The organism is Cupriavidus sp. FW305-3-2-15-C-LB2 (assembly GCF_058787575.1).
In genome coordinates this window covers 16,914-29,703 of sequence record NZ_JBYSZW010000061.1, presented here as the reverse complement: position 1 = coordinate 29,703, position 12,790 = coordinate 16,914, and the positions used below count along the sequence as shown (strand labels likewise).

11 protein-coding genes are annotated in these 12,790 nt (G+C 67.4%); 8 read left to right on the top strand and 3 right to left on the bottom strand.

Features of this window, described 5'->3' with window-relative positions:
• Window positions 1-104 precede the first annotated feature (104 nt).
• The 3 genes from AC3WRR_RS30940 to AC3WRR_RS30930 are packed head-to-tail and all read left to right on the top strand — an operon-like array spanning window position 105 to window position 2,594.
• Window positions 105-1,643: a leucyl aminopeptidase gene (locus AC3WRR_RS30940; protein WP_439668208.1), complete on the top strand. Its 1,539-nt coding sequence runs from the start codon at window positions 105-107 to the stop codon at window positions 1,641-1,643.
• A 34-nt stretch (window positions 1,644-1,677) separates the two neighbouring features.
• Entirely contained in the window at window positions 1,678-2,112 is a 435-nt protein-coding gene (locus AC3WRR_RS30935; RefSeq protein WP_010814936.1) for a DNA polymerase III subunit chi, read from the top strand.
• On the top strand, window positions 2,109-2,594 hold the full coding sequence (locus AC3WRR_RS30930) for a hypothetical protein (RefSeq protein WP_492298984.1): 486 nt from the start codon (window positions 2,109-2,111) through the stop codon (window positions 2,592-2,594). The genes AC3WRR_RS30935 and AC3WRR_RS30930 overlap by 4 nt, the downstream gene beginning before the upstream one ends.
• A 102-nt stretch (window positions 2,595-2,696) precedes the next feature.
• Here the strand turns inward: AC3WRR_RS30930 and ilvD are convergent, their stop codons facing one another.
• Entirely contained in the window at window positions 2,697-4,370 is a 1,674-nt protein-coding gene (gene ilvD, locus AC3WRR_RS30925; RefSeq protein WP_010814934.1) for a dihydroxy-acid dehydratase, read from the bottom strand.
• Window positions 4,371-4,538: 168 nt separating this feature from the next.
• Between ilvD and AC3WRR_RS30920 the strand changes: the two genes are divergently transcribed.
• Both AC3WRR_RS30920 and lgt read left to right on the top strand, forming a co-directional pair.
• On the top strand, window positions 4,539-5,483 hold the full coding sequence (locus AC3WRR_RS30920) for a LysR family transcriptional regulator (protein WP_492298982.1): 945 nt from the start codon (window positions 4,539-4,541) through the stop codon (window positions 5,481-5,483).
• 72 nt (window positions 5,484-5,555) lie between these two features.
• The gene (gene lgt / locus AC3WRR_RS30915; protein ID WP_010814932.1) at window positions 5,556-6,374 is read left to right on the top strand and encodes a prolipoprotein diacylglyceryl transferase; all 819 of its coding nucleotides are present in this window, start codon (window positions 5,556-5,558) and stop codon (window positions 6,372-6,374) included.
• Window positions 6,375-6,389: 15 nt separating this feature from the next.
• On the opposite strand, the gene AC3WRR_RS30910 is transcribed toward lgt, so the two are convergent.
• Window positions 6,390-7,409: a M48 family metallopeptidase gene (locus tag AC3WRR_RS30910; protein ID WP_011615944.1), complete on the bottom strand. Its 1,020-nt coding sequence runs from the start codon at window positions 7,407-7,409 to the stop codon at window positions 6,390-6,392.
• A 29-nt stretch (window positions 7,410-7,438) separates the two neighbouring features.
• Entirely contained in the window at window positions 7,439-8,533 is a 1,095-nt protein-coding gene (locus AC3WRR_RS30905; protein WP_011615943.1) for a YjgN family protein, read from the bottom strand.
• An 816-nt stretch (window positions 8,534-9,349) separates the two neighbouring features.
• On the opposite strand from AC3WRR_RS30905, the gene AC3WRR_RS30900 reads away from it, so the two are divergent.
• The 3 genes from AC3WRR_RS30900 (at window position 9,350) to AC3WRR_RS30890 (ending at window position 12,754) form a co-directional block, all read left to right on the top strand.
• Window positions 9,350-10,069, top strand: coding sequence for a GntR family transcriptional regulator (locus tag AC3WRR_RS30900; RefSeq protein WP_010814929.1), 720 nt, complete (start codon window positions 9,350-9,352; stop codon window positions 10,067-10,069).
• Window positions 10,070-10,135: 66 nt separating this feature from the next.
• Window positions 10,136-11,593, top strand: coding sequence for a malonyl-CoA decarboxylase domain-containing protein (locus tag AC3WRR_RS30895; RefSeq protein ID WP_492298980.1), 1,458 nt, complete (start codon window positions 10,136-10,138; stop codon window positions 11,591-11,593).
• A 147-nt stretch (window positions 11,594-11,740) separates the two neighbouring features.
• Window positions 11,741-12,754: a Bug family tripartite tricarboxylate transporter substrate binding protein gene (locus AC3WRR_RS30890; RefSeq protein ID WP_492298978.1), complete on the top strand. Its 1,014-nt coding sequence runs from the start codon at window positions 11,741-11,743 to the stop codon at window positions 12,752-12,754.
• The last annotated feature ends 36 nt before the right edge of the window (window positions 12,755-12,790 follow it).

Below are 12,790 nucleotides of genomic sequence, written 5' to 3'. Positions count from 1 at the left end.
ATGCTGTCAGCGTGACCGGGGCGTATCAGCGGCGGCAGGTCGCGGGATAAAAATCGCGGATAATGGAGGCTTTCGTGTCTAACGAGCCCCTGGAAGGAAGCGCGATGGAATTTAGCACAAAAGCCTTGGATTGGAGCAAAGCCGGCCAAAATGGTTTCCTGGCGACCAAGACCGACTGCCTGGTGGTCGGCCTGTTCGAAGGCCAGAACCTGGCCGGAGTAGCCAAGGCACTGGACGTGGCCACCAAGGGCCTGGTGGGGCGGCTGGTCAAGCAGGGCGACTTCGAAGGCAAGCGCGGCACCCAGCTGATGCTGCATGAGGTGGCCGGCGTGGGCGCCGCGCGCGTGCTGCTGGTGGGCCTGGGCAAGGAAGCCGATTTCAGCGACAAGGCCTTTGCCGACGCGGTCCGCACCGCCGTGCGTGCCTTGTCGTCCACGCGTGCGGCCTCGGCCCTGTGGTGCCTGGCGCAACAGGCGCCGCAGCAGCGCGATGTCGCCTGGGCGGTGATCACCACCATCACGCTGGTGCGCGAAGCCGGCTATCGGCTGCTGGAGCGCCATCCGGGCCTGAAGCGCGCCAATGCCAACGGCAAGCCCAACGGCAACGACAAGTCCTCGCTGCGCAAGGTCGTGATCGCGGTCGACACCGGCGATGCCCGCGCCGCCACCCAGGCCGTGGTGCGCGGCACCGCCATCGCCAACGGCATGGAGCTGACGCGCGACCTGGGCAACCTGCCGTCCAATATCTGCACGCCGACCCACCTGGCCAATACCGCCCGCGGCATTGCCAAGCGCCACAAGCTCAAGGCCGAGGTGCTGGGCCGCAAGCAGATCGAGGCCCTGAACATGGGGGCCTTCCTGGCCGTGACCAAGGGCAGCGAAGAGCCGCCGCAGTTCATCGTGCTGCGCTACGACGGCGCCGGCGCCAAGCAGGCCCCGGTGGTGCTGGTGGGCAAGGGCATCACCTTCGATACCGGCGGCATCTCGCTCAAGCCGGGCGAGGGCATGGACGAGATGAAGTACGACATGTGCGGCGCCGCCTCGGTGCTGGGCACGATCCAGGCCGTGGCCGAGATGGGCCTGAAGCTCAACGTCATCGCCGTGGTGCCGACCTGCGAGAACATGCCCAGCGGCATCGCCACCAAGCCGGGCGACGTGGTCACCAGCATGTCCGGCCAGACCATCGAGATCCTGAACACCGACGCCGAAGGCCGCCTGATCCTGTGCGACGCGCTGACCTATGTGGAGCGCTTCAAGCCGGCCGCGGTGATCGACGTGGCCACGCTGACGGGCGCCTGCATTATCGCGCTCGGCCACATCAACAGCGGCCTGTACGCGCGCTCCGACGCGCTTGCCGATGCCCTGCTGCAGGCCGGCCGCCGCGCCATGGACACCGCCTGGCGCATGCCGCTGGACGACGAGTACCAGGACCAGCTCAAGTCCAACTTTGCTGACATGGGCAATATCGGCGGCCGCCCGGCCGGCAGCGTGACGGCGGCGTGCTTCCTCTCGCGCTTTACCGAGAAATACGACTGGGCCCACCTGGACATCGCCGGCACCGCCTGGAAGAGCGGCGCGGCCAAGGGGGCCACCGGCCGCCCGGTGCCGCTGCTGGCGCAGTTCCTGATGGACCGCGCGGCCTGATGGCGGCGGCAGGCAACAGAGGCAGCAAGGGTCCATGACGCGCATCGATTTCCACAGCAACGTGCCGGACGTGCTCGGCTATGTCTGCCGGCTGGTCCGCAAGGCCTACGGCGCCGGGCAGAAGGTGGTGATCCACGGGGCGCCGGCGCAGCTGGCGGACCTGGATGCGCGCCTGTGGACCTTCTCCGCGCTGGATTTCCTGCCCCATTGCGGGCTGGAAAGCCCCAATGCGGCGGTCACGCCGATCCTGCTGGCCGCCACCACCGAAGGCGTGCCGCACCACCAGCTGCTGATCAACCTGGCAGACCAGGCCCCGGCGCAGTTTGCCAGCTTCGAACGGCTGATCGAGGTAGTGGGCGCGGGCGATGCCGCGCGCGAAGCCGGCCGCCAGCGCTACCGTTTCTACCGCGAACGCGGCTATCCGCTGACGCACCACGACATCGGCCAGCCCAAGGGAGACGCCGCATGAGCGAACGCACCACCTCGCGGGTGATCCCGCGGCTCGATCCGAATGACAGCATCCCGCTGCTGACCGAGGTGTTCGAACTGCCGGACGCAGGGACAGCAGCGCCGGCTGCCGCTGCGCAGGAGGGCGTGATCGATACCTTCGGCATGGCCGATTCGGGCCTGGTCATGCATGTCGGCGATACCGGCGACGGCGTGGCGGACGAAGGCGCCGCGCCGGCATCGGCGATGCCGGCAGATAGCGGCGCCCCGGGCGAGGACGACCTGCGCGCCGTGCGCACCGAGTTGCTGACGCGCGTGATGATGCGCTTCCGCACCGAATGGCCGCAGGTCGTGGCGGCCCATACCGAAGCCACGCTGCAGTCGCGCCTGGCGCCGCTGACGGCGCAACTGGCCAGCGAGCTGACCCAGTCGCTGGAGGCGCGGCTCGTGGAATGGCTGGATGCGACGCTGGAGGAGATCGAGAAGACGCCGGGGGAGGATTAACGGCGGCTGAAGGGCTGGAGCGGACCGGCGGGTCTCGACAGACGTCGGCAAACAAAAAAGCCTGCGATCGCTCGCAGGCTTTTTTATTGAGCAGGACGACGATCAGTCCGTCACTGCCCCCTTGCTCGCCGTCGACGCCAGCTTCGAGAACTTCGCCAGCACTCCACGGGTATAACGCGGCGCCGGCTGCTTCCAGTTGGCCCGGCGCCTGGCCAGTTCTTCATCCGCCACGTTCAGTTGCAGCAACAGCTTGTGCGCATCGATGGTGATCGAATCGCCTTCCTGCACCAGCGCGATCGTGCCGCCCACATACGCTTCCGGCGCCACGTGGCCAACCACCATGCCCCAGGTACCACCAGAGAAGCGGCCGTCGGTAATAAAGCCGACCGATTCGCCCAGCCCCTTGCCGATGATGGCCGAGGTCGGGGCCAGCATTTCCGGCATGCCGGGGCCGCCCTTGGGGCCGAGGTAGCGCAGCACCAGGATGTCGCCGGCGTTGATCTTGTCGGCCAGGATCGCTTCCATCGCGCTCTGCTCGTCTTCGAACACGCGCGCCGGGCCAGTGATGACCGGGTTCTTCAGGCCGGTGATCTTGGCGACCGCGCCTTCTTCGGCCAGGTTGCCCTTCAGGATGGCCAGGTGGCCTTCGGCGTAGAGCGCCTTCTCGATCGGCAGGATCACGTCCTGGTCGGCACGCGGGGTGTCGGGAACGTTTTCCAGTTCTTCAGCCAGCGTGCGGCCGGTGATGGTCAGGCAGTCGCCATGCAGCATGCCGGCCTTGAGCAGGATCTTCATGACCTGCGGGATGCCGCCGGCCTTGTGCAGGTCGGTCGCCACGTACTGGCCCGACGGCTTCAGGTTGCAGATCACCGGCACCTTGCGGCGGATGCGCTCGAAGTCGTCGATGGTCCATTCCACCTCGGCGGCGTGGGCGATGGCCAGGTAGTGCAGCACGGCGTTGGTCGAGCCGCCCGTGGCCATGATCAGCGCCACGGCGTTCTCGATCGACTTGCGCGTGATAATGTCGCGCGGCTTGATGTCCTGCTTGATCGCCTCGACCAGCACGCGCGCCGATTCGGCGGCGCTGTCGACCTTTTCCTGGTCGGGGTTGGCCATGGTCGACGAGTACAGCAGCGACATGCCCAGCGCCTCGAACGACGAGCTCATGGTGTTGGCGGTGTACATGCCGCCGCACGAGCCGGTCGACGGGCAGGCGTTCTTTTCCACGCCCTCGAAGTCTTCCTGGCTCATGCGCCCGGCGGTGAATTCGCCCACGGCCTCGAACGACGACACGATGGTCAGGTCCTTGCCCTTCCAGTTGCCCGGCTTGATGGTGCCGCCGTAGACGTAGATGCCCGGCACGTTGGTGCGCGCCAGCGCGATCATGCCGCCCGGCATGTTCTTGTCGCAGCCGCCGATCACGACCACCCCGTCCATCCACTGGCCCTGCGCGGCAGTCTCGATGCAGTCGGCGATGACTTCACGCGAGATCAGCGAGTACTTCATGCCCTCGGTGCCCATCGACATGCCGTCCGAGATGGTCGGGGTGCCGAACACCTGCGGGTTGGCGTCCGAGGCCTTGATCGCGTCGATGGCCGCATCGGCCAGGCGCTGCAGGCCAGCGTTGCAAGGGGTGATGGTCGAGTGGCCGTTGGCGATGCCCACCATCGGCTTGTCGAAGTCTTCCTTCTTGTAGCCGAGGGCGTAGTACATCGAACGGTTGGGCGAACGCGCCACGCCTTGCGTGATGTTCTGCGAGCGTTTGTTGAATGCCATGGTGGGGAATCTCCGGGGATCTTCAGTGCCGCTCCGCGCTGCGCCCGAAGACCTGGAGGCACGAACGCACGGCGGCAATGTTGTGGGCCAAAGAATGACCCTTGCGTTTTGGAGTGTCAAATATATTATTTGACCTTTATTGAGTCGAAAAACATATCAGGAGGGCGTTTGGACCTGCGGCAGTTGCGTTACTTTGTCACTGTGGCGGAAGAGTTGCATTTCGGCCGCGCGGCAGGGCGCCTGTCGATGACGCAGCCGCCCTTGTCGCAGCAGATCCAGGCGCTGGAAGAGGAAATCGGCGTGCAGCTGTTCGTGCGCACGCGGCGCTCGGTGGCGCTGACGCCGGCCGGCCAGCAGTGGCTGCCCGAGGTGCGGCGCGTGCTGGCCGATGCCGTGGCGCTGCCCGGGCTGGCGCAGCGGCTGGCGCGCGGCGAGGTGGGGTCGCTGTCGCTGGCCTTTGTCAGCACCGCCGACTACGGCATCCTGCCCGACCTGCTGCGGCGCTTCCGCGCGCGCCACCCGGAGGTGCAGCTGCAACTGCGCGAGGCCACCAGCGACGTGCAGCTCGAGGCGTTGATGGAGGGGGCGATCGACGCCGGCCTGGTGATCCGGCCGCAGCTGCCGGCCATGCCGCACGGGCTGGCCTACCTGCCGCTGGTGAGCGAGCCGCTGGTGCTGGCCGTGCCCGACGGCTGGCGGCCGGCGGGCGCGGTGCTGGCGGGCGACGCCGCGGTGTCGCTGCGCGAGGCCGCCCATGAACCGCTGATCATCTTCCCGCGCCGAAGCGCGCCGGCGTTTTATGACATCATTACGGGCTACTATGCGCGCGAGGGCCTGGTGCCCGTGATCGCGCAGGAAGCCATCCAGATGCAGACCATCGTCAGCCTGGTATCGGCGGGCATGGGCGTGGCGCTGGTGCCGGCCTCGCTGTGCAACCTTCGCCGCACCGGGGTGTCCTACCTGGCGCTGCGCGAGACCGGCCCGCAGATCGAGACCGGGCTGGTCTGGCGCGACGGCGCGTCCGCCGGCGTGGCGCCGGTGCTGCGCTCGTTCATCGATATTGCGACCGCGCTCGCGCAAGAAGCAGGCGCAGCCGGGCCCGCCCCTCGCTGACACGTCACCAATGTCACCGAGGCCACTGACAATACGCAGGCCGCGGCCTTTACAACCTCCATTCACGCCAACATGCTGATTCATCCCCAGTTCGACCCGGTTGCCATCCACCTGGGCCCGCTTGCCATCCGCTGGTACGGGCTGATGTACCTGGCCGGGTTCATCATGTTCCTGGGCTTCGGGCGCCTGCGCATCCGCCAGCCGCATATCGCGGCCAAGGGCTGGACCACGCGCGACCTGGACGACATGCTGTTCTTCGGCGTGCTGGGCGTGATCCTGGGCGGGCGGCTGGGCTATGTACTGTTCTACAAGCCGTCGTACTACCTGGCCCATCCGCTCGAGATCCTCAAGGTGTGGGAAGGCGGCATGGCCTTCCATGGCGGCTTCCTGGGCGTGGTCGTGGCGATGTGGCTGTTCGGCAAACTGCGCCGGCGCCACTGGATGGAGGTGACCGACTTCATCGCGCCGATGATCCCCTGCGGGCTGGCCGCCGGCCGCATCGGCAACTTCATCAACGGCGAGCTGTGGGGCCGCGCCACCGACCTGCCGTGGGGCATGATCTTCCCGCAGGCGGGCGACAACATCCCGCGCCATCCGTCGCAGCTGTACCAGTTTGCCGGCGAGGGCGTGGCGCTGTTCATCGTCCTGTGGCTGTTCGCGCGCAAGCCGCGGCCGATGGGCGCGGTGTCGGGGGTATTCCTGATCGGCTATGGCGCCTTCCGCTTTGCCGCGGAATTCGCGCGCGAGCCCGACAACTTCCTGGGCCTGCTGGCGCTAAAGCTGTCGATGGGCCAGTGGCTGAGCCTGCCGATGATCCTGGCCGGCATCGCCATGGTGGTCTGGGCCTACCGGCGCCAGCCCGGCGCCGGCGCATCACAGCCGGTGGCCTGAGAACCCGTCGGCGCGCTATTTGCCGGCGCGGCGCAAGGCGTCGATGCGCGCCTGCGTTTGCGGGTGGGTCGACATGAAGTCCTGGCCGCGTTCCGGCTCGGCGTCCGACGCCGCCCCGCGCCGATTGTCCAGCCTGACCAGCACCTCGGCCAGCGCCGCGGGCGGCAGGCCGTTGCGCTGCATGACCTCGATCGCAAAGGCGTCGGCCTCGCGCTCGTGGTCGCGTGAATAGCGCAGCGTCAGGATCGCGGCCGGCACCCCGGCCAGCACCGTCGAGATATCCCCGAACAGGTAGGCCGACAGCGCCGCCAGCGCCGACCCCTGAATCACCTGCTGCATGCCGTGCCGGTTGGCGACATGGCCGGCTTCATGGGCCAGCACGCCCATCATGCCGGCACCGGTGCCGGCCAGGCTCACCAGTTCGTCGGTGACCACGATGGTGCCGCCCGGCAGCGCCAGCGCATTGGCGCCGATCTCGCCGCCCTGGCGGAACAGGATCTGGTAGTCGTGGCCGGCATCGCGCGGGCGCTTCAGCGCCGCGAAGGCCGAGCGGATGCGTTGCTGCTCGGCGGGCGGCAGCTGCGTCGGCTTGACCATGCCGTTGTCCAGGCTCGCCAGCGTCAGCTTGCCGAGATGGGCCTCCACCTCGGGCGGCACCGTGCGCGCCATGATGCCGGCGCCCCATGGCAGCAGCACGTAATAGCCCAGCACCAGCACCGCCACCAGCCCCGCCACGGCCAGGCCGGCCAGGCGCCAGCTGTTCTGCGCGCGCGCCACCAGGCTGTCGCGATGGCCGGTGGCGGCCAGCAGGTGGTCGAAGGCGGCGTGGTCGGTGATCTCGCAGAAGGCGCCGTCGGCAAAGGTGACCAGCCGCGGCGCGCGGCGCACGCGCTCGGACACGCGCACGTCCGACAGCGGCGCGCGCCGCAGCTCGGCGCCGGAGTCGTCGCGCAGCACGGCCTGCTGCGCCTCAACGGCCAGCGTGGCCGGATGCGCGCGCGACGAGCGGCCATCGAAGAAGGTGACTGGGATCATGGTGCGGGCCGGGTCAGCGCACGGCGTGTTCAGAGCGCGATGTCGATGTCGTACCAGTCTACCGCCGCATCGCCCAGCGCACCCACTTGCTGCGCCTCGCCGGCCACGAAGGTGTCGAGCGGGCCCGCCGCCAGCATGGTCACGCATTCGAGCCGGTAGCGCGCCGAACGCACCCGCGCGAACGGCAGGTACAGGCCCAGCGTCAGCGCGATCGCGATCAGGTTGGTGACGAAGATAAAGACCATGCGGCCGGCCCCCACCTCGCTGCGGAACGCATGCGGCGCCAGCGTGGTGTGGCTCCACACGACATTCTGCAAGCGTGCCATCACGTAAGGGCTGACGGCCAGCAGCGCCAGGTAGAAACCGGTCACGCCGATGCCGAACGACAACATCATGCCCGCCTGGCCCGACGCGGTCGCGCCCAGCATGAAGCCGGCCAGTGCCGCGGCCGCCACCAGCGCGACCATCACGCCGAAGGCACGCAGGTAGACGCCGTAGAAATCGCCCGCGCCGGCATGGAAGGCAAACGGCGCGGTGCCGAAGCGGGTGTGGTTGTGCTGGTAGCGCTTGAAGCGCTGGTGCGCCAGCGGCCCCAGCAGGCCCAGCGTGGCCACTGCGGCCAGCGGCCACAGCACGAACACCTTGTAGGCATCGGCATCGCCGCCGGTAAAGGCGAAGCGCAGGCCGCGGTAGCTGGAGTTGGCCATGCGGAAACGCAACGAGCGCACCAGCAGCAGGGGGAACACCGCCAGCAGCGCCACCAGCATCGCCAGCGCAAGGAAGGGCGAGACCGTGGAGGCGAACTGGAAGGCGAGCACCAGCGCGAACACGATGGCGCGGCCCTTCAGGATCGCGGACGGCTTGCCGTGGTAGTCAAAACTCGCACCGTCGAGCCGCGTGTTGCGATAGAAATACTGCAACGTGCGCACCTTGGCCCAGGCCGAATAGATGCCGAAGGTGACGATGGTCAGCAGTGCATTGACGATCCAGATACGGAAGTATTCCGAACCTGATCCGGTAAAGGACAGGCCCAGCGCCCGCGGCACGGCGTAGCGCGGCTCGGCAGGCGCCGGTGTCTCGTCTGCCGGGGTGCCGGCCAGGGTGAAATCGCTGCCAGCTTGCATGGCGGAGCTCCAGTGTGTGTGGAAAGCGACAGTAAGGATTGCGGCCTCGACCGCAGTTTCAGGAATGCAACCACTTCAGTTCGGGCACTTGCGGCGATGCGCTCACATTCTCGCACTGATAAATAGCGACCACGGCACAATCTGCATATGCCATTGCCGCCAGGCGGGCAGGCGTATAAGAAAATGTGGGAAAACCCTCGTAACAATCTAGAAACATCCTGTTACACTAGACGTATTCTGTAACAACTTCTGAATGCGTGTTGCCAATGAAATCATGGGGTTAGTCCCGCTGGCACGTAAATCGCTATCTTGATTGTTACAAAGATGAGCGGCAAGCCACAGCCGCCAACGGAAGTGCCAGGGAGGGAGTGAAGGCCGACAGGCCGCACTTGCCGGCACTTCACGTAAAGCCAGGGCGACGGGAAAATCCGCGCAACAAGCGCGTTTCAAAAAGGGGGGCGCAGGGCCAGCGCCGGCAATCCATGGACCCACGCGGCAGATATTTTTGCAAGTATCCGCCGACGATGAAAAGCAGTACTGCAGTAATTTTCAGGCGCGGGTGTTTCCTTGCAGGGAGGCATGGAAACGCCCGCCGCACCTCATACCGCACCCCGCGCCGCATCCTCACAGACCGCACCTGCCGGTCGACCACCAGCCACCATCGCTACTGCTTGTTGCAGAGCAGCATCGAAATTCCTTGTATCGTTCGCGTCCTAATCCATAATTATGAATTATGGCTGGCCGGGCGCATCTGCCCTGGCCGACGCCAGATCGTGACCGGGACGCATCGGTCACGCGATCCGACCCGGGGGAAGTATGCGCATCGTCCAGCAGGCGTTGTACCTGGAAGTGGCAGACCGGCTGCGCGCCATGATCGACGCGCATACGCTCGTGCCCGGCGCATGGATCGACGAGAGCGCGATGGCCGAAACGTTGGGCATCTCGCGCACGCCGCTGCGCGAAGCGCTCAAGGTGCTGGCCGCCGAAGGCCTGGTGCGGCTGGAGCCGCGGCGCGGCTGCTTCGTCAATGAGCTGTCCGAGCAGGACCTGGACGAGATCTTCCCGCTGATGGCACTGCTGGAAGGGCGCTGTGCTTACGAGGCGGCGCGCAACGCCACGCGCGCCGACCTGGACGCACTGGACGGCCTGCATGCCGACCTGGCGCGCTATGCGCAGGCGGGCGACATCGACGCCTACTACGAAACCAACTTCCAGATCCACGAATCGATCCAGCGGCTGGCCGGCAACCGCTGGCTGTCGGGCCTGATCAGCGACCTGCGCAAGGTGCTGCGGCTGTCGCGCCACAAGAGCCTGAAGCTGCCGGGCCGGATCCAGGAATCCTGCGCCGAGCACCTGTCCGTGTTTGCCGCGCTCAAGGCCCGCGACCCGGAAGGCGCCGAGGCGATGATGAAGACCCACCTGTTGCGCCAGCGCGCGGCGCTCAAGACGCTGGATGCCGGCGCCACCGCCGGCGCAGCCGAGGCCCAGGCCGTGCGCGCGCCGCCGGTGCTGCGCATGGCCGGCGCCGAAGAGTAGCCGGCGCCGCAACCCCAGTCCGACGTTTTTCCCACGTTCAGATCGATGCATCAAGGCAGGTACCGCATGAATTCCTTCGACACGGGTGACCAGAAGATCAGTGCGCCGCTGGGCGAAAGCGAGCCGGCAGGTTCCAAGTTCCTGTCGCGGCTGGGCCGCTGGTGGGGACGCAAGGGCGAAGGCGACGCCAAGGCCCCGGCAACGCCGGTCGATGGCGAGGCGCCGCTGCCGGCGCGCGCGGTGCGCCGCCAGCGCGAGCAGTTGCGGCTTTGCTTCGACGCGCGCCTGACCGATGGCGCCGCCAATGCCGCCGCGCAGGCATGGCAGGCCGAGTATGAGGCTGCTGGCGAGGCCACCCGGCGCGGCATGCTGGCGGTGCTGGCCGAAGTCGCCAGCAGCGGCGGCAAGGGCAGCGAAGAGGCCGGGGCCGACGGCGACAAGGGCGCGCGCGCCGCCCGCGCGCAGGCCGCGTCTTCGGGCCTGGCCCAGGCCCTGTCCAATGCGCGCATCCGCTTCTTCAAGCGGCTGGCCGCGCTGCACGGCCAGCGCGGCAGCAGCGCCTGCGGCCTGCACTTCCTGATCCAGCTGCGCGCCGACATGCTGCGCTGGCAGCGCCGCATGCCAGGGCTGCGCCCGCTTGACGACGATCTCGAGGCGCTGTTCTCCAACTGGTTCGACGTGGGCCTGCTGGAGCTGCAGCCGATCACCTGGGATTCGCCGGCATCGCTGCTGGAAAAGCTGATCCGCTACGAGGCCGTGCATGAAATCGCCTCATGGACCGACCTGCGCAACCGCCTCGATTCCGACCGCCGCTGCTTTGCGTTCTTCCACCCGCGCATCCCGCGCGAGCCGCTGATCTTTGTCGAGGTGGCATTCGCGCCGGAGATGGCGGCCAATGTCCATACATTGCTGGATGAAGCCGCGCCGCTGGAAGACCTGCGCCGCGTCAAGTGGGCCATCTTCTATTCGATCAGCAATACGCAGGCGGGCCTGCGCGGCGTGAGCTTCGGCAACTTTCTGCTCAAGCGCGTGATCGAGGAGGTCCAGCGTGAATTCCCAAAAGTGAATCAGTTCGCCACGCTCTCACCAATCCCCGGATTTGCCGACTGGCTGCGCAAGCAGGACGGCGATGCCGTTGCGCGCGTGCTGGGCGACAAGCGCCTGGCGCGCTGGAGCGAGCGCCACGGCAAGGCGCCAGCGGACGGCGCCGGGTGGCTGGAGGCGCTGGTGCCGGACGCCGCCGATACCGTGATCCGCGATACCGCGATGACCCTGGCCGCGCATTTCCTGGTGCGCGAGCGCAACCAGTCGATGCCCGCCGACCCGGTCGCGCGCTTCCACCTGGGCAACGGGGCATGCGTGGAGCGGCTGAACTGGGGCGCCGACCTGTCGCGCAAAGGCCGCAGCCAGAGCTGCGGGATGATGGTCAATTATCTTTACGTGCCCGAGGCGCTGGATGACAATCTGGCACGCCTGGGCGCCGGCAACCCGCGCATCAGCCGTAGCGTCGGGAAGCTGCTGTGACCCTGGTCCGGTCACGCGGGTCGCCCCCGCACCCGCGGCGCCTGGCGCGCCGCGTTTTCTTGTCGGGACCTGAGCAGTAACTTCGCGCCGCGGCAGTGTCGCGCGGCCATCAGATTGACTTTCCGCAGAAGAGAGAGGAGACAACCAATGAATCGTCGTCAGTTCAGCCTGGCCGCGTGCGCGCGCGCAACGGGCGTGGCCCTGGGCCTGGCCGGCCTCGGCACCGGCGCAATGCTCGCCGCACCCGCAGCGCATGCCGATACCTGGCCGTCCAAGCCCGTCACCGTGATCGTGCCGTTTCCCGCCGGCGGCGGCACCGACGCCTTTGCGCGGCCGCTGACCGCGCAGTTGTCCAAGCAGCTCGGCAAGCAGTTCGTGATCGACAACCGCGGCGGCGCCGGCGGCACGGTCGGCGCCAGCATTGCGGCCAAGGCCGCGCCGGACGGCTACACGGTGTTCATCGGCGGCGCGCACCACGCGATTGCGCCGTCGTTCTACAAGAAGCTGGACTACGACATCGAGAAGGACTTCATCCCGGTCACGGTGATCGCGCAGCCGCCGCAAGTGGTGGTGGTCAATCCCAACCGCGTCAAGGCCAACACGCTGCAGGAGCTGATTGCCTACGCCAAGGCCAATCCTGGCAAGCTGAACTACGGTTCGGCCGGCAACGGCTCGTCGCACCACCTGGCGGGCGAGCTGTTCAAGCTCCAGACCAAGACCTTCATCACCCACATCCCCTACAAGGGTGCGGGCCCGGCGCTGTCCGACCTGATCGCGGGCCAGGTCGACCTGATGTTCGACGGCCTGGGCTCGTCGGCGCAGCATATCCGCGCGGGCCGCACCAAGGCGCTGGCGGTGGCTTCGAGCAAACGCTCGGCGGCGTTCCCCAACGTGCCGACCGCGGCCGAGGCGGGCGTGCCCAACTATGACGTGTCGACCTGGTATGCGATGTGGGTGCCCAAGGGCACGCCCAAGGAGATCGTCGACCGCCTGTACGCAGAGACCGAGAAGGCGCTGAACACGTCGGAGCTCAAGCAGGTCTGGCTTAACAACGGTTCCGAGACGCCGGCGTTTACGCAGGAACAGTTCGCGCAGTTCCAGCACGCCGAGATTCGCCGCTGGGCCCAGGTGGTGCAGCAGTCCGGCGCCAAGATCGACTGACGGGGCGCCATGTCAACGCTGATCCGATGCAAGGGG